The sequence below is a fragment of the Paenibacillus sp. CCS19 genome, from assembly GCF_033239625.1.
GTDB lineage: Bacteria > Bacillota > Bacilli > Paenibacillales > Paenibacillaceae > Paenibacillus_T.
The window spans coordinates 93,434-113,965 of the sequence record NZ_BTCK01000013.1 but is presented as its reverse complement, the minus strand read 5'-3'; the positions used below and the strand labels follow the sequence as shown (position 1 = coordinate 113,965).

Sequence of the window (20,532 nt, the reverse complement as noted above, 5' to 3'; positions counted from 1 at the left end):
GCACTAGCAACACTCTCGCGGCTGTTTCTCGGCAGGCTGTTTGGCCGGCTGCAAGGCTTAGACGATGCTGTGAGCGAGTTATTACGATTTTTGTTAACTGGTTAACGAAACCATTATAACCAAACCAAATCCAATTTTCTATTCTAAAAATTTCAGATCATTCAGAATGCTCCCAATGTTCCACCGTATATGCCTTCGAGGCTGTTCTCCCCTGCTTTAAGAAGTGGTTCATATGATCGAATTCCCTATATTGAATTAACAATTATATGAATCACACCATAACCTTTTACTTGTCGTGGCAAAATAAAAACCACATCCGCCGATGTGGTTTCTTAACCTGCTGTACCTTTAACCCTGTTAGCGTTTTACCGTCTGATCCAGCTTCGTCATGAGCTCCTGCAGCTGCGATATTGCCGATACGATATCTTCGACATAACGCTGCTGCTCGATCGAGCTTGCCAGCACCTCTTCAACAGATGCCGCCGACTGCTCGGTGAAGGATGCTACCGTTGCAATCTCCTGCACGACGGTATGGGATGCCGCATTCAGGCCCTCATTAAGTTCACGAATATGACCCGCTTGGTCTTGCACGTCCACGGTATTCGTCTGAATGCCGCTGAACAGCTCCGCTACGCTTGCGGCCGAATCTTTGCCCGCTCCCACAATCGTCTGTCCCTGCTGCACCAGCCCCGTCGCTTGTCCGATCTTGGATTGGATCGATGCAAGAATGCTCGCAATATCGGTGGATGCGTCTTGCGCATGCTGCGCCAGCTTGCGGATCTCGGATGCGACGACGGAGAAACCTTTGCCATGATCGCCGGCTCTAGCAGCCTCAATCGAAGCATTCAGCGACAGCAGATTCGTCTGGTTCGCAATCTCTTGGATCGTCGTGACGATATTGCCAATCCTCGCGTTCTCTTCGTTAACCTCATTCATGACGACCGATGTGGTGCCAACCAATTGATCGATCTCATTCATATTGCGCGACAGCTCTTCCATCTTCGAATGGCCGAGCATCGTGAGCTCCGCCGTTTCCTTGGACTTCTCGCTCATAGAGACGGAAGCCTCCATCGTCGTTCCAATGCTCTCGCTTACTTGAAGAATAGCGTTCGAGATATCCGTCACGCTGGATGCCTGCGTCTCGATGCCGCTTGCGATTTCTTGGAAAGCGACGACTACCTGTGAAGAGATTTCGCCTGTGTGGCCGGCATTGCGCTGCAAGCTGTGAATGGAATCGCCCAATACGTGGACCGAATGCTTCACTTCGCCCAGCACATCCTCCGTACGCGTTCTCGCCTCCGCCGACTCCGCAGCGCTCACTTCTGCTTTCTTGGTCGTCTTCGCTCCCAGAATGCTCTGCGCGATTAACGCCGCCAACGTCACCACCTGATACGCGACCAGGTCAACCGTCGGAACCGATGCGAAGATCTCCTTCGTCTGTCCAAAATAGATCGTCATCCCGATCGACAACACTCCGCTCAGCACAATCGGACGATAATCATGATAAATCGAAATAATCGCCAGTGTGAAATAGAGGAGATACAAGCTGTCGAACGTGGTTCCCGCTCGTATGAAGAAGAAGCTGATCACGCCCAGCCCTATGGATACCAAATACCGAATATGAGGAACGCCGACCCGTCTCCACGTCAATCCGATGCACAATAGACAGAACGGAATGCCGACTATCGCCAGCGTCTTCTGAATCCCTGCGTCCGATATCGCGATTCCCAATATCAGCGTTCCGATCAGCAGCCACACCATCAATTTGTTCTTCTTGTGCAGTTCTAGCAAGCTCGCAGACATGCTAACCCTTCTCTCCCCTTAAGTATGTACAATTACGGCTCTCTAAATGTTCCTAACCATTGATATCGGCTGCGGGATGTTCTGGGTTAAGAAGAAGCAAAAAAACTCAGCGGATCGCTGAGTCCATAATCGACGTAAATCTCCTGGCGCAATGCCGACTGCTGCTTGCCGAAGAGAAGCCTACGCAGCAATTATAGCCGCATAGGCTTTCATTCGTTTATCCTAACGAATACCTTATCTGCTCTTCACCAGCAGCTCCACCGCTTGCTTAACGAGCTTGCTTGTGTCCCCGCCTGTCGTCTGCTCTTCCAGGATGCATTGCTGAAGATTCTCGGCAACGATCTGCGCGATCGCCCGGTCGGAAGCATTGCGAACAGCCGACAGCTGGCTTACGACATCCTTGCACGGTTTTCCTTCGTCCATGAGGCGCAATACGCCGCGAACTTGTCCTTCGATTCGTTTGAGGCGCGCTTTGATCTCATCCGAGTAGTTATAATCCATATCTTCTTCATCCTTTCTGAACGCACACTTACAAGTATGGGTATATTATAAAGCATAAAGGTACGCGCTCATACTCTTTATCCGAATTTCTAGATAAACAAGTTTACGTTGCCTTCGGAAGCGTCCCCGAGATAAGCAGCTACGCCGCCGAGCTCAATGCCGTCGATCATCTCTTCCTTCTGGATGCCGAGCAAATCCATTGTCATCGTGCAGCCCACGATCTTGACGCCCATCTCCTGCGACAGCTCGATCAACTGCGGCAGCGTCATTGCATTGTGCTTCTTGATAACATGCTTGATCATTTTCGGTCCCATGCCGAGCATTTGCATTCTGGACAAGCCCAGCTTGTTCGCGCCCCGCGGCATCATCCAGCCGAACATTTTCTCCAGCATACCTTTATTCGTTTGAACCGCTTCATCCTTGCGAAGCGTATTCAATCCCCAGAAGGTTGCAAAGATCGTAACGTCATGATCGTAAGCCGCTGCGCCATTGGCAATGATAAAGGCCGCCATCGCTTTGTCATAGTCGCCGCTGAACAATACGATTGTCGTTTTCTTCTTTTGCTCCATAACGATTATCCATTCTCCTCTCGATGATTAAGATTTATGCCTTGCGGACGTAGAACTTGTAGACGCCTTGCTCTTCTTCGTGCTTCACGAGCTCGTGGTTCGTCTGTTTCACCCATGCTTGGAAGTCATTGACCGAGCCTTTATCCGTCGAGAGCACTTCCATGACTTGACCGGACTGCAAGCCGTCCAGCGCTTTCTTCGCCTTTACGATCGGCATTGGGCATGCCAGGCCTTTCGTATCTACAACCAGATCTTTATTCATTTGTGTTGTCCTCCTCAAAATGTATCGGTCCGTGACCGTATCCTTAGTTTGTTAATCCGATAGTTATTAGTTTAATTTAGACGTTGGGCCGTTCCAGCCGGTCATTCCCGGCAATACGTTCGAGATATTCGTGAAGCCTTTGTCCTGCAGCAGCTGGCAAGCCAGGTCGCTGCGAGTGCCGGTGCGGCAAATAACTGCGATAGCGGCATCGCTCTTCAATTCTCCGATGCGGCCTTCCAGTTCACCCATTGGGATGTTAATTGCGGATGCTACATGTTGGAATGCATATTCCGCAGGCTCGCGAACGTCCAGCACTGTAATTGCGTTGCCGCCGGAGAGCTTCGCTTGAAGCTCCTCCGTCGTCATCGTTACCGCAAACTTCGTTTCCGGCTTTACTTCATCCGCATTCGACTTGCGGATGTAATGCTTCAGAACGCCGTCTTCTTCAATCGTTCCCAAGTATTGATGACCTGTATTTTTGCACCAGCCTTGGATATCGGCGAGCGAGCCTCTATCTGTTGCCTGAAGTTCGACGACTTGTCCCGCTTGAACCGTCTCGATGGCTTTCTTCGTCTTCACGATCGGCATCGGGCAGGCAAGCCCTTTGCAATCAAGCGTAAGGTCTACTTGAATTTGTGCTTGGTTAGTCAATTGTATGATCCCCTTTCGATTCTTTACGATCTACAGCTTACTTGTCGTGAATAGCGCAGCGGTTCGGTCCGATTTCCATTTCGCGCTGCTCATCGGACGTAGGTGCGATTTTACCCATGTTCGTCTGACGGATCTGTTGGTAAGCGTTCGGATGCTGCGGCAGATTTTCCGTTACTGCACGGCGGAATTCCGCCTCGTCATGGATATTGAGTCCTGGATTGTTCTGGTACAGATCGCCCAGACGAGCGGATACTTTGCCGCCTTCTCCAAGCTCTGTAATTTTGCCGAAGTGTGCAGGAAGCACGACCAGTTCTTCAGACAGCTCTTTGTAACGGTTGTACAGCGTGTTGCGCAGATCGCCAACCCAGTCTTCTGCAAGGCCTGCAAGGTCAGGGCGTCCGATCGATTCTACGAACAGGATGTCGCCCGACAGCAGGTAACGGTCGTCTACAACAAAGGACGTACTGCCGATCGTGTGGCCTGGCGAGTAGATCGCCTGGATTTTGATTTGCGTGTCGCCAACCGTAATTTCTTCGGCGTCATTAAGTGCTGCATATTCAAACGTCACTTCACCTGCATCCTTCGGAGGCAGCCAGTACGTAGCGCCAAGCTTCTCAGCCAGCTGGCGTCCGCCGGAAATGTGGTCCGCATGAAGGTGCGTATCGATGGTATGCTTGATCGTCGCGCCTTTCTCTGCAGCGAATTGCTCGAATACGTCCGTCATGCGCAGGGTATCAATCGTAGCCGCTTCGCCGTTGGAAAGAACCATATACGACAGGCAGCCTTTGCCGATGCGTACGAATTGGTACAGTTCGCCGCCATCCTTCAGGTCAGCTACCTTCACAGGCTCCAAATATTCGCTCCATGCCTTCATGCCGCCCTGGAGGTAGAACACTTCTGCACGGCCAGTCTCAGCCAGCTGCTCGGCTACGAATATGGACGAGCCTTCCTTCGCGCATACAACGAGCACTTTGCCTTCGGCAGGAATGCGGTCCATAATGCCGTCTACGCCTTCGAGCAATTCGAAATAAGGTACGTTGATCGATTCAATCGAATCGCCTTCGATTCGCCAGTCGTTATAGTCGCCTTCATTGCGAACGTCGAGGATAAACAACGGTTGTTTGTCCAGAACATATCGAGTAACTTCTTTAGCCGTCATCGGTTGGTACGTTGCAGTTGTAGTCATTTGTATTCGCTCCTTTATGGGTATACCCCTATGGGTATATAATTGGTTAAAATTTTTTGCCTGTTTCGGCAATGGCTTACTCTGATTGTCGTTTATTTCGTTCCGTCACAAGCTTTAAAATTCGAGATTTCCGTTCCAGTTCATCATGCCGCCGGTCATATTGACGACATCGTAACCGAGCGATTCCAGCATCTCGCATGCCAGACCGCTGCGATTGCCGCTGCGGCAGACGACGATGGTTTCTTGCTTCGAATCGATCTCTGAACGTCTTTGCCCAAGCGTGCCCAGCGGAATATGTTTCGCACCTGGGATATGGCCGGATTGCCATTCGTCCAACTCGCGCACATCCACAATATGAAGCTTGTTTCCTTGTTTGATTAAAGCTGCCACTTCGTCGGTCGTGATCTCTTTAGAAAACTTACCAGCCATTTCAATCTCTCCTTGCTTTTATTGTTTGTATATATGTTTGATAATGACCAGTCAACATATACCCGTATGGGTATTATAATAGGTCTTCGATTCGTACTTGTCAACTTCCTCTTATTTCTTCAACTGACCTCTCCAGGCCATGATGCCGCCTTGCAAATGCGCCAGATTCTGATAACCTCTCTTGGAGAGAATTTTTGCTGCTTGCTTGCTTCTCATTCCGCTTCGGCAATACAGGTAGACGCTCCGGTCGGAAGGAATTTCACTTACGCGTTGCTGCAATCGGGACAATGGAATATTGATGGCGCCCGGAATATAACCTTGCTTCACTTCGCCTGGCTCGCGCACGTCGATCAGCATATGGTTTCGGTTCGATTTGAGCTCATTCTGCATCTGGTCGGCATTTACGTTGCGAAGTCCCTTCACACCTTTGAAACGGGAAGCAAGGAACCATACGATGCCAGCGCCAATCGCGATGTTGATAATAAGATTCGTGTCCATGAACTCACCTCCTTGTATTGATACCCGTCGGGGTATAAATGATCTTAAAAAAATTTAGTGTGTCGCTTAACTTGTTTTCATTATATACCCCATGGGGTATGTTTGCAAGAGCTAATTCAAAGTTAATTTTTTGATAAATCAGGACGAATGATCGAATACTATTCCAGCTGCCGAATCGCCTTTATCATAATCTCATCATTGATCGCACCGGCATACTTGTTTCTTATAATACCGTTCTTATCGATCACGTATGTGGTCGGATAGGCGGTAACTTTGTATTGCCGTTTGACAACCCCGCTTCGTCTCGAACGACAGGGAAAGTCAGTCCATATTCGCGAAGCCATCGACATCCGACGGTTTCGCCTCGGTCGTCGTTGCCCGCGAACAGATAGATGACGATTTCCAAATTCAGCACGAATGTACCTGCTTGTACGGTATACATGAACCTACTCCTTTGCTGACAACCTGCGTCCATCGAACATGTGCAGATAGAACAAAGAGCGAGCGCCTCCTGATCATGCGTTCGCTCTTTGTTCAGTATACATATACACCTTAGGGTATTCTAATAGTCAAAAAAAGACCATCGTATTTTACGACAAAATATCCAACCAAATTTTCACAACCGTTGCTGTAATCAATAAAGCGAGCACCATTTGAAGCACCTTCACGTTAAGCTTCTGACCGATCTTCGCGCCAATCGGCGAGCCGATGATGCTCGCAACCACCATAATGATCGACGGAACGAGCAGCATGTGTCCGCCCATCACTTTACCGGCGGTCGATCCGATCGATGAGATGAATGTAATAGCGAGCGAAGAAGCGATCGCGACGCGCGTCGGTATTTTGAGAACGACGAGCATAATGGGTACGGTAATGAATGCGCCGGCTGCGCCAACGACGCCCGACAGAATGCCGACGACCGCAGCCGATAGACCGGCAATCAGTTTGTTGAATTGAAGCTTGGCATAATCGCCTTCTTGCCCTTTCTTCGGAAGGAACATCATAATAGCCGCAACAAGCGCCAACACCGCATAGGTCAGGTTGATAGCCGAGTCGGGCAGAAACTTGGAGCCATACCCGCCAACAAAGCTGCCGATTACGATCGGTATACCCATGTAGAGCACCAAGTGTTTGTTAATCAACCCGCTCTTGCGATAAGCGAATACGCCTGCAATGGTCGCGAAGAATACTTGTACAGCACTAACCGCCGATACCTCTTGTGCGGTGAATGCAACAAACCCCAACGCTGGCGGAATATAGAGCAGCATCGGATATTTGATGATCGAACCGCCGATGCCTACCATGCCGGAAATGAATGAACCGATAAACCCGATTGCGAACAATGTGAGCAGCCAACCAAAATCTAAATCCATCTTATAACACTCCCCATTCTTGTTGTCATTTGAGCATGATGTATGATACATATACCCCCATGGGTATTATAATAAATCCTGATTCCCTCCTTGTCAATTGAGCGCAGCAGATTATGATCTGTATAAAAAAAGGTTAGTCGCTCGTTATTTGATACAATACAACAGCTAACTTGCCTATTCACAAATCCGGCTTCAGTTAACCGGCATGAGGATCATCGGTGCAAGAACAAGACAAAAAAGCCATATCCTCATCCGGACACGGCTTTAACGATTGAACGTTATGAAATCGAAAAAGCCACATCCTCATGCGGATGTGGTTTTTCATGATGATGCAGACAGACTTAAGAAACGATCATTGTCTGACAATCTAGCTTCTATTACCGATTTACTTGCCTTTCGAAACAGACTTCTGAATCTCCCTCGTGTTGACCAGTACAGGTAGTTCTCTCATCCCGCTGACCATCGGCGTGTGACAGAAATGACAAGTCGGCACCTCTTCAAATGCAAAATTATCCCTCATCCATCCGTTACAGCCATCCTGTGTACAGTGCCATACCGCCGTCATCTCAACAGGGACTTCCGCTTCTTTCTTCTTTGAATAGTACAAAGCTTGTCCTCCTCCCATTCACTCAAAGCGTTCCAGAAAAGAACAATGCCCCAAACATGGTGTTCGAGGCATTGTACTTACAAATACTACAGTTTTACTACGTTTTCAGCTTGCGGTCCGCGGTTGCCTTGAACAACGTTGAACTCTACGCGTTGACCTTCGTCGAGCGATTTGTAGCCGTCGCCTACGATTGCGCTGAAATGTACGAATACATCGTTACCACCTTCAACCTCGATAAAGCCGAAGCCTTTCTCTGCGTTGAACCATTTCACTGTACCTGTTTGCATGTGTGTGCACCTCCTTCAAGTTATATGTGCTTTTATTTTCTGTTAAAAATAAAAATTCACATATTGTACAAAATTATTGCATTAAAACAATAACCTTCTACAACATGTGAATTAAAGGTCAGTATTCCAATCAATCCATTATAACGCGATCTTCCCGATTTTGCAATACGTTTCAGCAAGTCCGCCCAAATTTACTCTTATGCGCAATTCAGGAAGGCTCAGCCTGATTGGCTGAGCCTTCCCTCCGCCATCTCTTCTTGCAGCGTCTGATTAAGCGATCGTTGCGTCGGAAGCTTGTTCTTGCAGCAGCTGCTTCTGCTTCCACTTACGGAGAAGCACGCCATGCGATGGCGAGAAGAGCAGAGCAACGAGGAAGATTCCGCCTGCAACACTGATCATGCTGCCTGCGATCGAAGCGTCCAGCAGCCTTGCGACATAATAGCCGAATACCGAGCTGCCGCAGCCGATAATAACGCTGTAGATCATCATTCGGCTAAGCTTCTCCGTGAGCAGATAAGCCGTAGCCGGCGGTACGACAAGCATGCCGACAACCAGTATAGCGCCTACGCTTTCGAAGGAAGCCACCGTGCTTACGGAAACGAGCCCCATCAGCAAGTAATGGAACAATGCGACCGGAATGCCGACTGCCGCAGCCATTACGGGATCGAACGAGCATATTTTGAACTGCTTATAGAACACGGCGATTACGCCTACGCAGAGCAGCAATGCAAGCCCGACGCCCCAGACCGCCTTCGGACCGATATCGACGCCTGCGATCTGGAGGGTGTTCCACGGTACATAGGCAATCTCGCCATACAGTACGCAATCCAGATCCAGATCGATATCTCTCGTATACATGCTGATCAGAACGACGCCGACCGCGAAGAGCGCAGTAAAGACAACGCCGATTGACGCATCCGATTGGACGCCGCTCTGATGAAACAGCTGTATCAAGAAGACCGTGATCAGCCCAATGACCGCCGCACCGAGAAGCATAAAGAAGGAATCCCTTGAACCGCTAATCAGAAAGGCAATCACGATCCCTGGCAGGACGGAGTGGCTGATCGCATCTCCGACCATCGCCATCTTCCGCAGAACAAGGAAGCAGCCGACAATGCCGCAGGCACTTGCCACAAGGCAGCCTGTCAGGATGATCCAGAATGTGCTCATTGCGAACGCTCCTCCCCGCTGATCTGAAGTATCGCTTGCTCTCTTCTAACTCGACTGCGGACAGAAACGCGAAGCAGCCATTTGGATAACAATCCGCGGCGAGGTGCCGCTATTACGGAGATGACGAACAGCGCTGTCGCAACGAGTACCGTTAATGGACCTGTCGGCAGATTATTGCCGCTTGCGCTGATGAAGGTGCCGGCTAAACCGCTGAATGCACCGAATAATCCAGCGAGTATAACCATCAGCCCAAGCCTCTCCGTCCAATATCGGGCCGACACCGCGGGCGTAATCAAGAGAGCGGCCATCAAGACGACTCCCACGGCCTGGATGCCAACGACAACGGCTACGACCATCAAGAACATAATCAACTGATCCATGAAGGCCACGGGATATCCGATTCCGCGTGCGAAGCCTGCATCGAAGCTGAGCAGCTTGAATTCTTTGAACAACAAGGTGCATATTCCAACAAGCACAATTGAAATAATAGCCATGATGATGACATCCGAATGAATCATTGAAGCGGCCTGGCCGAACAGAAACTTATCGAGTCCGCTCTGATTCCCGTTGCCGCTGTGCTGGATTTTGGTAAGCAGTACGATGCCAAGTCCGAAGAAAACCGTCAACACAATCGCCAACGCCGAGTCCTGCTTGATTCGGGTGTTGCGGGTTATAAAGCCGATGCCGAAGGTCGCCACTATTCCAGCCGCTGCAGCGCCAATCAGGAATAGAAGGATCGACTTCGAGCCGCTCAGCATGAAGGCGATGCAAACGCCGGGCAGTGCCGCGTGCGATAAAGCATCGCCCATCAGCGACTGCTTGCGCAAATAAGCGAAGCTGCCGATAACGCCGCTGCTTAACCCGAGCAGCATGGAGCCAAGCACAATCCATTGCACGTTCGGATCCTTGATCAAACTCAACCATTCAAGCATCCCGATCACCTCCCGCTTGTAATGACGGAGGTCGTGGTATCTCGATTCAACAGGGCCAGCCTCCCGCCGTACGTTTGCTGCAAGTTATCGGCGGTGAATGTCTGCTCCGTCGGACCGAAAGCAATAAGCTCTACATTGAGCAGCATGACCCAGTCGAAATATTCCTCTACAGTAGCCAGATCATGATGGACGACCAATACGGTCTTCCCTTGCATCTTCAGTTCGTTCAACAGCGTAATGATCGCTTTCTCCGTCGCTGCATCAACCCCGACGAACGGCTCATCCATAAAATACAGCTTGGCGTCCTGAGCAAGCGCTCTAGCCAGAAAGATTCGCTGCTGCTGTCCGCCCGAAAGCTGGCTGATCTGTCGGTCAGCAAAGTCCGCCATTCCGACCTTCGCCAGGCACTCCATAGCGATTGCTCTCTCCGCGCTGCCGGGGCGTCTGAACCAGCCCAAATGACCGTAGCGTCCCATCATAACAACGTCGAGCGCATTCGTCGGAAAATCCCAATCGACGGATTCTCGCTGAGGAACATAACCGACCAGCTTACGCTGCTCTTTATAGGCTTTGCCATAGATGGCGACATCCCCGGACAATCGAGGAAGCAGTCCCAACGCCGCTTTAATCAAGGTTGATTTGCCTGCTCCGTTCGGGCCGACGATGCCAATCAATTTACCTTCCGGCACCGTGAATGAAACGCCTCGGAGCACAGGCTTCTTCTGATAGGCCACTGACAGATTCTCAATCGTGAGCGGATCCGTTCTCATAACAACCTCTCCTCTTCTATTATTTCAACGCGTTTACGATCGTATCGACGTTATGACGAACCATGCCTATATACGTGCCCTCTGTCGTTCCTTCCGCTCCCATCGCATCCGAGAACAATTCGCCTCCGATAATCAGCTCATGACCTTTCTCGGCAGCCCCCTGAATAACCGCATCAATCGCCTTGCGTGGCACGCTGGATTCAACGAATACCGCTTTGATCTTGTTCTCGATCAAGTAATCACGCAGGTCCGTAACGTCTCGGGTACCCGCTTCGGATGCGGTGCTGATCCCCTGCAATCCCATCACCTTCATGCCGTAAGCATCGCCGAAATAACCGAATGCATCATGAGCTGTAACAAGGACGCGGCTTTGTTCTGGAATCGTGTTGATCTTGTCAGCGACTTCAGCATCAAGCTCTTGCAGCTGCTTCAAATAGCTGTCCGCATTGCGCTTATAATCATCCGCATGCGTCGGATCTTCCTTGACCAATGTATCCCTGATCGACTCCGTCGCTTTCATCCAGTGCTTGACGTTAAACCAGATGTGCGGATCGAATTCCGTATCCATGCCATTCTCCGCTCCCGTACGCAGCGTGGCATGATCGATGTTATCCGAAACGGCCACCGTCGTTTTCTTGTGCGCCATCTTCTCCAGAATTTCAATCATTTTGCCCTCTAGATGTAACCCGTTATAGAAGATGATATCGGCTTGATCCAGTTTATTAATGTCCCCTTCCGACGCTTTGAACAGATGCGGGTCGACGCCTGCCTTCATCAGCCCGGTCACCACGACATGCTCGCCGCCGACTTGCTTGACGACATCTGTGATCATGCCGATCGTTGCGGTCACTTTAATCTTGCCTTCCCCCGCTTCGCCATCGCTATTCTTGCTGCCGCATGCGGACAAGATCGTGAAGCAGCTAATGATCAGTACGACAAGAAACAATCGATGAATCGCTCCGTTCCAATGAACTGTTGACTTATACATCTGTTCTCTTCCCTTCTCTCTTCAAGCAGATTGGATGACTTGCATCTGGACGACGGACAAGTTCTTTCCCCAGGTTAAATAAGTTGCGTCAAGGAAACTTTTCGAGCAAAAAAAAGCGCCCTCTCCACCCTTCGACTTCTAGTTTATACCACGAGTCTTTCCCTCGCAACAAAAATTTTACCTAAGGAAACTTTCTTGTCCTTAAGCAAACCCTTACGTAAGCATGTGCGTCATGCCAATCATGAACAGCAGTCCTACGATAAAAGCAAAGGTCGAAGAGCGTTCATTCCCGTCGCCGTGGCTCTCCGGAATCAGCTCTTTGTACACCACGAACAGCATCGCTCCCGCTGCGAACGCAAGTCCATAGGGGACGATAGCCTGAAAGCCGTCACTAAACGTATAGCCGACCCAACAGAACAACCATTCCACTAATCCAGTCATCGCGGTCCAGCCTATCGCTTGGTGCTTCCTCATGCCCCGCGTAATAAGAAACAAGGCCGTCAGGAACCCTTCCGGAACATTTTGCAGCCCTATGCTTAATGCAACAACGGCGCCCAGGCTATGACTGCTGCTCCCGTAACTGACCCCGACCGAGAGACCCTCGGGCAAATTATGAAGGGCCATCGCAGCCAGAAAGAAGAATGCGCCGGTTCTCAATGCTGATCCTTCGGCTGCATGATGGGGATCTTCATGCGGTACATATCGCTCCATCAGCAGCAGAACGGCTGTACCCAGCAATACACCTGCGGACAACACGAATAGATTAGACAAGCGTAAGGCGGACGGAATAAGTCCGTATGTGGAAGCAGACACCATGATGCCGGCAGTGAACGCCAGCAGAATATCTCTTCCCCGGTGCGTCACTTGGGTGAACAATAGAATCGGAAGGGCTCCAAGCACGGTGCATAGAGCGGTCAACAAGCTGGCCAGCATTGCAAAATTCATTCTTCCCTGCCTCCCCACTACATTCAAGCATCAGTCCGTTATCATCCTATGCGCTTGTACGAGATATAGGACATGCTGCAATTCGTATAGGGAAAATAAAAAAGCTCAGCGATGGCTGAGCTCGTTGGATGGAACACTATTTCGTTATTAATCCATGCGGAGTAATATGCTTCATCCGTAAGCTGCGGTCATTGAAACGGCATATGCCAGCAGCACTAGTCCCACACACAAGCCAATAATTACGGGTGCCTTGATGATGAACTGAACATTGTGAATGCCCGCGCCGGAGAGCAGCACAGTCAGAATGCTATTCGTGAATAACGCACCAAGCATACCGCCAATCAGAACACCAGCGAGCAGTCTAGTTACATATTAGGAGGGAAGGTAGGAATTGTAAAATGGATTCAAAGGGAAGCTTCCCTCCTGTAAACGATAGAATGTTAGTCTATTCACTATAATTTTATTCTTTCAGGAGACTTGCCCCTAACAGGATTGGCAATCCTAGAAAAGAACTATATTACAAAGCCGGAACCAAGGAGGGACTTATGGGTAGAGTTGTGCATTTCGAGATTCATGTGGATGACATGGAGCGCGCGAAGAAGTTTTATGGGGAGATATTCGGGTGGACGTTCGAGGATTGGAGCGAGTATGCGGGTATGCCGTACTTCGGGGCCACGACAGGGGACGCCGAGGAGATGGGGATTAACGGCGCGCTGGTGAAGCGTCAAGGTCCCGCTCCACAGCCTGGGCAGCCGATGAATGGCTTCGCATGTACGTTAGGGGTAGCCGACTACGATTCCACCGAGTCGAAGATATTAGCGCTTGGCGGTACGCTGGCTTTACCGAAATACGCGCTGCCTGGCATGGCGTGGCAGGGGTATTACATCGACACGGAAGGCAACCTCTTCGGTATTCATCAGCCGGATTCGAATGCGAAGTAGACTTCATAAAGAAACACCCGCATCCAAGTCTGGATGCGGGTGTTTCTGCTTTATGCTTCCTATGCTTCGTATGCCCCTATCCGTTCTTGAGCAGCGCATCGGCCGCCGAAGGGACGAGACGCTTCATGAGCTTCAGCAGCTTGACCTTGCCGATTGGCACCTCGAGCCGATCGCGCCTGTATGCACGCCAGAACTGACGGGCTAGCTCACCTGGGGGAAGCTTCCTTCTCCCGCCTCTTCCCCGCGTCATCTCCGTGTCCACGAGCGGCGGAATGATCTCGAACACCCGAATGTTCGTCGATTCGAGCTGGTATCTTATTGACTGTGTGAAAAGATGGATTCCGGCCTTCGTCGCGCAATAGACGGGAGCACTCTTTTTCGGCGAAATAGCCAGTCCAGACGATACATTCACGATAGCAGCTTCCGCCCGAAGCGCGAGTATGGGCAGCAGCTTAGCCGTCAATCGGATTGGAGAAACGAGATTCAAACCAATCTCCTCGGAGATCCGCTCACCGATTCTGTCGTCTCGCGGGTCAAGAAACGACTCCTCGTATTGCATGCCCGCATTGTTCACGAGCACGCTTAAATCGGGATGCTCCGCGGTTAACCTCGCCGCTAAAGCTTCGGTCTCCTCCGTCGAACGCAAGTCACAGACATATACGACGATGCCAGGAAATTGTGCCCGCACCGCGTCCAGCTTGTTCCGATCTCGCCCTACGACGATTACTTTATTGCCCTCGCGAACGAATTGTTCCGTCAGCGCCAATCCGATCCCCGACGCCCCTCCTGTAATGAGCACCTTATGTCCAGCCGATTTCATCTACCCATTCCCCCTTCGACCTCTAATTCTAGAAGGGAGAGCGAGGATTCTCATTAACCTAAGTTAATCTGCGGCGAATTCGGCTGAGCGCGACAGGCGTGATGCCCAAGTAAGCAGCGATCTGATACTGCGGAATCCGGTTCTCCAAATGTTGATAGCGACCGAGGAATAGACGGTATCGCTCTTCCGCAGACAACATGAGCAGCTCCCGTTCACGCCTCTCCTTGCTTATGAACATGCCCTCGGCAATCTTACGTCCCAGCTTCTCCCAGCAAGCATGCCGATCGAACAACGTCTCGAAATTCCGGAACGGTACGACGAGCAGCTCGCTGTCCATCAGTGCTTGGATGGAGAAGTAAGCTGGCTCCTTCATCAGCAAGGAGCTGTATGCTGCAATAAACTCGTTCTTCCCGCAAAAGTTTTTGTTGTACTCGATGCCATCTGGAGTCGTGTAGTAAAGGCGGAACAAGCCGCTCAAGCAGAAGCCGATGTCTGCCGTCGGTTCTCCGATCAACACGAAATGGCTCTGTGCAGGTATTGTCTTACGCTCGATCAGTGTTCGGAAGACCACCCGCTCCTCGTCTGGAATCTCGACTAGCCTATCGAATGCGGATAATAAAAGTTCGATCTCTTCCTGCTGCGCCTTCATCTCTCCGATCACGCTCCTATTATTCGATGTATTCGCGGCAGGCTGTACGGTTTCCTTGGACCTGAACCAAGCGAGCTCCGTTAGAAACAACAAAAATGGCTGAGCAGATATCCCTCTGCCCAACCATTTTCACTTGCTAAACCTTATTCCGCAGATTGCTCCTGCTTCTGCTGCTGCTCGGCCAAACGTGCCTGCTTCTCCGCCAACTGCTTAGTCGACTGAGCGAGTATGCCATCTATCTCATCAATGGCTTTCTTAAGCTTAACTTCCCGTGAAATTTTGCTGCTCAAATCGTTCATCGATTGACTCAATTTCTGGTCGCGCTGAAGCTGTTTGATTTGGGCCAACATATGATCACGCTTCTTCTTATGTTCACGAACGAGCTTCTGAAGGTCAGCAATCTCTTTCTCTAGTCGAGTGATGATAGAACGGGTGAAGCTAATTGCCATTCGTGCACCTCTTTATCCCATAGTCCTGCATAGACATCATTCTACTACAGTTTGCACGATAAGCAATAAGCAGCGAAGCTTCCAGATAAACCGACAGTATCTCAATAAAGGGACACCGATTAAGGTGTTCCTTTATTGAGATACATTCGCTATGCCAAGTTATGCTCGATATGCCTCCAAAGCTGCACGCAACTCAGCCGGAATTTCCATATCGAGGAAGCACTTGGCAAGCGCTTGGCAAACTTATAGGTGACGTCCCCGCGCCTTCGCGCACGCCTCGACCCAGCGCTTCGCAAGCCAAGGCGCCGATCCGAAATGGATGTGGGTATAACCGGCGGCGAGGCTTCCGACAATAAAACCTTCCGGCGATTGGCCGAACATCCCCTTCGTCACATAAGCGTAAGGAAGCGGCTCCTCGACACAATCATTCGGCTCATAGACCGAATAGTGGAATTCGTGTCCTCTGGCCTGCTCTCCTGGGCCAATAAGAAAATTGCCCGGCGCGCCCGTAATTTCGCGGTAGCCCATTGCGGCGAGCTTGCTCTGCATTCGTACGCGCCCCGGAATGATGCCGATCATTGGATAACCGACTCCATCGCGCGCGATCATCTCCTCCGTCAGCACCATGAACCCGCCGCACTCTGCAATCGTCGGCAGCCCTCGGCGAATGGCTGAACGAATCGATTCCAGCGTCTCAACCTGCCGGGACAGCGCCTCCGCGAATTCCTCCGGAAAGCCTCCTCCGAGATACAGCCCGTCTGCATCCGGCGGCACCAATTCGCCTCGCAGCGGCGAGAAAGGAACGATATCCGCGCCGTAGTGCGACAGCAGCTCGAAGTTCTCCGGATAATAGAAGCTGAACGCTTCGTCTCTCGCTACTGCAATCTTCACCTTGGGCGAGATGGGATCCCCTGCAAACAGGGAGCTACCATGTATATGTATTGCCGCGCTCGCACTCTCCTTAACGGTCCCCATCGCCTTCAGCAGCCGGTCCAGCTCGAATCCGCTTTTAACCCGCTCCGCCAGCAGCTCGAAGAATGGAGACAACTCCCCTCTCTCGATGGACGGCACCAAGCCCAAATGTCGCTCCGGCAGAACAAGCTGGTCGCCATGCTCAAGGTATCCGACAACCGGAATGCCGCACGCCTGCTCGACTGCCTTCTGAATCATTTCAAAATGCCCGCGGCTGCCGACCTTGTTCGCTACAACGCCAGCAATTCGAACATCGGGATCGAAGCTCTGAAAACCTTTCACAATGGCTGCCGCACTCCTTGCCATGCCGCTGCAGTCGACGACCAGCAGCACCGGACTGTCGATCAGCTTGGCAATGTCCGCCGTGCTCCCCTCATTGCTGAGCGGGTCCTTCCCATCGAACATTCCCATTACGCCTTCAACGATGGCGATATCCGCCCCGCGAGCGCCTCTCTCGAACAGCTCGCGAGCAGCGGCCGACGCGCACATCCAGCTGTCCAAGTTGCGAGAAGGCCTGCCTGTTGCAGCCGTATGATAAGTCGGATCGATGTAATCCGGACCGCATTTGAAGCCCTGCACGGCATAACCTAAGCTCTGGTACGCTGCCATCAATCCGATGGCGACCGTCGTCTTGCCCTCTCCGCTTCCGGGTCCCGCTATAACAATCGACCGTGTCATGCCAGCCACTCCTCCAGCTTCGCTTCGTCATATGCGGGATAGTGATCGGGGTGCAGCGCAGCAGCCAGTTTGCTAAGCCCGGCGACTAATCGCGGCGATGGTCGGCAATACAGCGGCTCCTCCATGACCAGCACGTTGCTGTCTCGAACAGCACGAAGCTCCGACCCTCCCAAACGGCTGCTAACGGTATTCGGCTTAACGAGATGCTGCTGTATGCCGACCCAAGCAAGCAGGATATAATCGGGATCACGACCGACAACATCCTCCCAATCGGTCTGCACGCTCGCCCTCTCATCATCGGCAAATACATTGACCGCGCCCGCCAGCTCGCTAATTTCAGTCAACCAATTGGCGCCGCCTGGCGTAAAGACCGGCTTCGGCCACCATTCCCAATATAACCTCGGCCTCTCTGTCACCGCCCGGCTTATTTCGCGATATTGATCCAGCATATGCTCATACCGTTCTCGTGCCGCAGTAGCATGCGCCAGCGTATCCGTTGCAGCGCCTACAGTCAGCATATTGCTGCCGATATCGGCCAAGCTGTTTGGATCAAGGACAATATACGGAAGCTTCCGCTCCTCCAGGCGTTCGATATTTCGTTCCATGCCTGGAACGCTCAGCGACGCGACGACCAGATCCGGCCGAAGCGCCTCCAGCGCGTCCATATCGATATCCATATCCGAGCCCAGCCGAGGAACGTTGTTCAGCGTCTGCGGCCAATCCGAATATTTATCGACGCCAACAATCCGATCAGCTAAGCCGACGAATGCGAGCAGTTCTGTATTGCTTGGACACAGCGATGCGATTCTCATGGCTCCAGACCTCATTTTTCTTTAAAATTCGATGCCGCGAACAGCCGGCACGCCTTCATCATAATAATGCTTATGCGGCTTCATCTCCGTTACGAGATCGGCAGCCGCCAATACCTCCGGCTGCGCATCGCGCCCGGTCAGCACGAGATGCAGCCCTTGCGGACGGCGCTGAATCGTCTCCAACACGTCTCCAAGCGGCAGTACATCGTCAATCGGGAAACGGTCGATCGCGAGCGCATTGTTGATCTCATCCAGTACGACAAGCCCATGCTCTCCAGAAAGAATCCGTTCCTTCGCATAAGCCCACGCCTTCGCCAGCGCCTCGCGATGCTCCTCCGGCGTCTTTAGCCAGGTAAAGCCGACGCCCATCTGATGAATCGGAATATCCAGCTTGTCGAGCATGATCGCCTCGCCATACGAACGTTCCGGCGATTTAATGAACTGAATGATCAATGGCTTTAATCCTCGTCCTGCGGCACGAATTGCCACGCCGATCGCTGCCGTCGTTTTTCCTTTGCCATCGCCAGTATAGACAAGCACCAACCCTCGTTCCTTGCTAGGCTTGCTTGCTTCCGTCATCTCGTTCATTGCTATTTCCCTCCGTTCATGATCTTGTAAATCGCCGCCATATCGACATGCTTGCGAACATGGTCGGCCAGTCGATCGAAGCTCATCTCCCGCAGACGGCCGAACGGGGTTTCTTCTTCGGACAACGGCAGTCCCTTGCTATGACGCGCTTCGTTCAGCCAATTATGGCGAAACTGATCATTGTGAAAAATATGATGGATATACGTACCCCATAGGAGGCAGTCATATGATATGGCTCCATCCAGATGATACGAAGTTGACTCTTCATTCAAGCGGCTTGACCGGATGCGGAAAGGCTGCATGACTGGATCCGTGAAGGTCGTCCGACCCATATGAATTTCATACCCTTCCACCGTTATCGCTTCGTTCAGACCTGCCCCGAACGTTCCTGTCACCCGCTCCGTCGTCTTCTCCTTCGCGAATACCGTCTCCATTGGGAAGATGGCCAGTCCCGCCAGCTCCGGAACGTTCGATTCAACGCCGTCGGGGTCGAGCAGCCGTTGGCCCATCATCTGGTAGCCCCCGCAGATGCCTACCGCTCTGCCGCCCTCTCGGATGTGTTTAAGCAGCAGTGCTTCAAGGCCTGATTCTCTTAGGAACAGTAAATCCTCCACTGTGTTTTTGCTTCCGGGTATAATGACGATGTCCGGCTCTCCCCACTCGCGTGCATGACGCACATAACGAAGGACGACGCCGGGCTCATGCTGCAGCGGGTCAAAATCGGTGAAATTCGAGATGCGAGGCAGCCGTATCACGACAATATCCAGCTCATCGCTCGAGGTCGCACGCGCACGGTAGCCTCGGGCGTCCAGCGATGCCCCATCCTCGTCTTCCAGCTGCAGCCCGCCGAGATAGGGTACGACGCCAAGCACCGGCTTGCCGATTCGCTGCTCCAGCCAATCTACGCCGGGCGTCAACAGCGAGACATCCCCGCGGAATTTGTTAATAATAATGCCTTTCACGCGGTCCCGTTCTTCCGGCTCCAATATTTCCATCGTGCCGACGATCGCTGCGAATACGCCCCCACGATCAATGTCGGCAACCAGCAGCACCGGAGCGTCTGCCCAACTTGCCAGCCGCATATTGACAATGTCTCGATCCTTCAGGTTCACTTCCGCCGGACTGCCGGCTCCTTCGATCACGACAATGTCATGATCATCACGGAGACGGGCAAGCGCCTCCCTCACGATGGCCCCTGCCTTGGGAAGGTAGTGCTCCCGATAATCCCGTGCGGCCATATCCATCAGCGGTTTGCCATGCACGACAACCTGCGATACCATGTCCTTCGTTGGCTTCAGCAGGATCGGGTTCATATCGGTCGTCGCCGCAATGCCGCAAGCATCCGCCTGCATTCCCTGCGCTCTGCCGATCTCTCGGCCATCAGGCGTCACATAAGAGTTGAGCGACATGTTCTGCGACTTGAAAGGGGCCACCTTCCTGCCGTCTTGCTTGAAGATACGACACAGCGCTGTCGCAAGCAGACTCTTGCCGACATCGGACGCCGTACCCTGCAGCATGATCGTTGCGGCGGGATGCCGCGAGTCTGTCCCTTCGGTCTCGTACGACACTTTAGTATTGAAGCAGTCCGACATCATGAATTCCCTCCTAAAGTGAAAGAAAGAGGAGCACAATCTCGGCTCCTCCTCTGCATC

25 protein-coding genes are annotated in these 20,532 nt (G+C 51.8%); 1 reads left to right on the top strand and 24 read right to left on the bottom strand.

Features of this window, described 5'->3' with window-relative positions; all coding sequences use genetic code 11:
- Positions 1-357: 357 nt before the first annotated feature.
- From SBI19_RS11755 to SBI19_RS11675, 17 genes are all read right to left on the bottom strand, one after another.
- A complete protein-coding gene (locus SBI19_RS11755) occupies positions 358-1,803 on the bottom strand; it encodes a methyl-accepting chemotaxis protein (RefSeq protein ID WP_317968243.1) in 1,446 nt (481 codons plus the stop codon).
- 234 nt (positions 1,804-2,037) lie between these two features.
- Positions 2,038-2,304 carry a metal-sensitive transcriptional regulator gene (locus SBI19_RS11750; RefSeq protein WP_191205627.1) on the bottom strand — a complete coding sequence of 89 codons (267 nt, stop codon included), beginning with the start codon at positions 2,302-2,304 and terminating at the stop codon, positions 2,038-2,040.
- Positions 2,305-2,393: 89 nt separating this feature from the next.
- Positions 2,394-2,873 (bottom strand): DsrE/DsrF/DrsH-like family protein, encoded by a 480-nt coding sequence (locus SBI19_RS11745; RefSeq protein WP_317968240.1) that lies wholly within the window; start codon positions 2,871-2,873, stop codon positions 2,394-2,396.
- 34 nt (positions 2,874-2,907) lie between these two features.
- Entirely contained in the window at positions 2,908-3,135 is a 228-nt protein-coding gene (locus tag SBI19_RS11740) for a sulfurtransferase TusA family protein (protein ID WP_191205629.1), read from the bottom strand.
- A 66-nt stretch (positions 3,136-3,201) separates the two neighbouring features.
- Complete coding sequence (locus SBI19_RS11735) at positions 3,202-3,786, bottom strand: sulfurtransferase TusA family protein (protein WP_317968236.1); 585 nt, start codon at positions 3,784-3,786, stop codon at positions 3,202-3,204.
- Positions 3,787-3,823: 37 nt separating this feature from the next.
- Entirely contained in the window at positions 3,824-4,972 is a 1,149-nt protein-coding gene (locus tag SBI19_RS11730; RefSeq protein WP_317968234.1) for an MBL fold metallo-hydrolase, read from the bottom strand.
- A gap of 114 nt (positions 4,973-5,086) precedes the next feature.
- Positions 5,087-5,401, bottom strand: coding sequence for a rhodanese-like domain-containing protein (locus SBI19_RS11725; RefSeq protein ID WP_317968232.1), 315 nt, complete (start codon positions 5,399-5,401; stop codon positions 5,087-5,089).
- Between the two features lie 111 nt (positions 5,402-5,512).
- Entirely contained in the window at positions 5,513-5,899 is a 387-nt protein-coding gene (locus tag SBI19_RS11720) for a rhodanese-like domain-containing protein (protein ID WP_317968230.1), read from the bottom strand.
- A 244-nt stretch (positions 5,900-6,143) separates the two neighbouring features.
- On the bottom strand, positions 6,144-6,341 hold the full coding sequence (locus SBI19_RS11715) for a hypothetical protein (protein WP_317968228.1): 198 nt from the start codon (positions 6,339-6,341) through the stop codon (positions 6,144-6,146).
- A gap of 148 nt (positions 6,342-6,489) precedes the next feature.
- Positions 6,490-7,272: a sulfite exporter TauE/SafE family protein gene (locus tag SBI19_RS11710; protein ID WP_317968226.1), complete on the bottom strand. Its 783-nt coding sequence runs from the start codon at positions 7,270-7,272 to the stop codon at positions 6,490-6,492.
- Between the two features lie 385 nt (positions 7,273-7,657).
- A complete protein-coding gene (locus tag SBI19_RS11705) occupies positions 7,658-7,879 on the bottom strand; it encodes a cold-shock protein (protein WP_317968224.1) in 222 nt (73 codons plus the stop codon).
- An 86-nt stretch (positions 7,880-7,965) separates the two neighbouring features.
- On the bottom strand, positions 7,966-8,166 hold the full coding sequence (gene cspD / locus SBI19_RS11700; protein ID WP_110044167.1) for a cold-shock protein CspD: 201 nt from the start codon (positions 8,164-8,166) through the stop codon (positions 7,966-7,968).
- A 270-nt stretch (positions 8,167-8,436) separates the two neighbouring features.
- Entirely contained in the window at positions 8,437-9,336 is a 900-nt protein-coding gene (locus tag SBI19_RS11695) for a metal ABC transporter permease (protein WP_317968220.1), read from the bottom strand.
- On the bottom strand, positions 9,333-10,268 hold the full coding sequence (locus SBI19_RS11690; protein WP_317968218.1) for a metal ABC transporter permease: 936 nt from the start codon (positions 10,266-10,268) through the stop codon (positions 9,333-9,335). The genes SBI19_RS11695 and SBI19_RS11690 overlap by 4 nt, the downstream gene beginning before the upstream one ends.
- A gap of 5 nt (positions 10,269-10,273) precedes the next feature.
- Positions 10,274-11,038 (bottom strand): metal ABC transporter ATP-binding protein, encoded by a 765-nt coding sequence (locus tag SBI19_RS11685; protein WP_317968215.1) that lies wholly within the window; start codon positions 11,036-11,038, stop codon positions 10,274-10,276.
- A 19-nt stretch (positions 11,039-11,057) separates the two neighbouring features.
- A complete protein-coding gene (locus SBI19_RS11680; RefSeq protein WP_317968213.1) occupies positions 11,058-12,026 on the bottom strand; it encodes a metal ABC transporter solute-binding protein, Zn/Mn family in 969 nt (322 codons plus the stop codon).
- A 213-nt stretch (positions 12,027-12,239) separates the two neighbouring features.
- The gene (locus SBI19_RS11675; protein WP_317968211.1) at positions 12,240-12,971 is read right to left on the bottom strand and encodes a ZIP family metal transporter; all 732 of its coding nucleotides are present in this window, start codon (positions 12,969-12,971) and stop codon (positions 12,240-12,242) included.
- A gap of 545 nt (positions 12,972-13,516) precedes the next feature.
- On the opposite strand from SBI19_RS11675, the gene SBI19_RS11670 reads away from it, so the two are divergent.
- Positions 13,517-13,912, top strand: coding sequence for a VOC family protein (locus SBI19_RS11670; protein ID WP_317968209.1), 396 nt, complete (start codon positions 13,517-13,519; stop codon positions 13,910-13,912).
- A gap of 76 nt (positions 13,913-13,988) precedes the next feature.
- On the opposite strand, the gene SBI19_RS11665 is transcribed toward SBI19_RS11670, so the two are convergent.
- From SBI19_RS11665 to SBI19_RS11635, 7 genes are all read right to left on the bottom strand, one after another.
- On the bottom strand, positions 13,989-14,732 hold the full coding sequence (locus SBI19_RS11665; protein ID WP_317968207.1) for an SDR family oxidoreductase: 744 nt from the start codon (positions 14,730-14,732) through the stop codon (positions 13,989-13,991).
- Between the two features lie 58 nt (positions 14,733-14,790).
- Positions 14,791-15,393: a Crp/Fnr family transcriptional regulator gene (locus tag SBI19_RS11660; RefSeq protein WP_317968205.1), complete on the bottom strand. Its 603-nt coding sequence runs from the start codon at positions 15,391-15,393 to the stop codon at positions 14,791-14,793.
- A 131-nt stretch (positions 15,394-15,524) separates the two neighbouring features.
- Entirely contained in the window at positions 15,525-15,830 is a 306-nt protein-coding gene (locus tag SBI19_RS11655) for a hypothetical protein (protein ID WP_317968203.1), read from the bottom strand.
- A gap of 243 nt (positions 15,831-16,073) precedes the next feature.
- Positions 16,074-17,480 (bottom strand): cobyrinic acid a,c-diamide synthase CobB, encoded by a 1,407-nt coding sequence (locus SBI19_RS11650; protein ID WP_317968201.1) that lies wholly within the window; start codon positions 17,478-17,480, stop codon positions 16,074-16,076.
- A complete protein-coding gene (locus SBI19_RS11645; protein WP_317968199.1) occupies positions 17,477-18,292 on the bottom strand; it encodes a cobalamin-binding protein in 816 nt (271 codons plus the stop codon). The genes SBI19_RS11650 and SBI19_RS11645 overlap by 4 nt, the downstream gene beginning before the upstream one ends.
- 21 nt (positions 18,293-18,313) lie before the next feature.
- On the bottom strand, positions 18,314-18,871 hold the full coding sequence (locus tag SBI19_RS11640) for a cob(I)yrinic acid a,c-diamide adenosyltransferase (RefSeq protein ID WP_483312276.1): 558 nt from the start codon (positions 18,869-18,871) through the stop codon (positions 18,314-18,316).
- An 11-nt stretch (positions 18,872-18,882) separates the two neighbouring features.
- On the bottom strand, positions 18,883-20,475 hold the full coding sequence (locus SBI19_RS11635; RefSeq protein ID WP_317968195.1) for a cobyric acid synthase: 1,593 nt from the start codon (positions 20,473-20,475) through the stop codon (positions 18,883-18,885).
- Between the last annotated feature and the right edge of the window lie 57 nt (positions 20,476-20,532).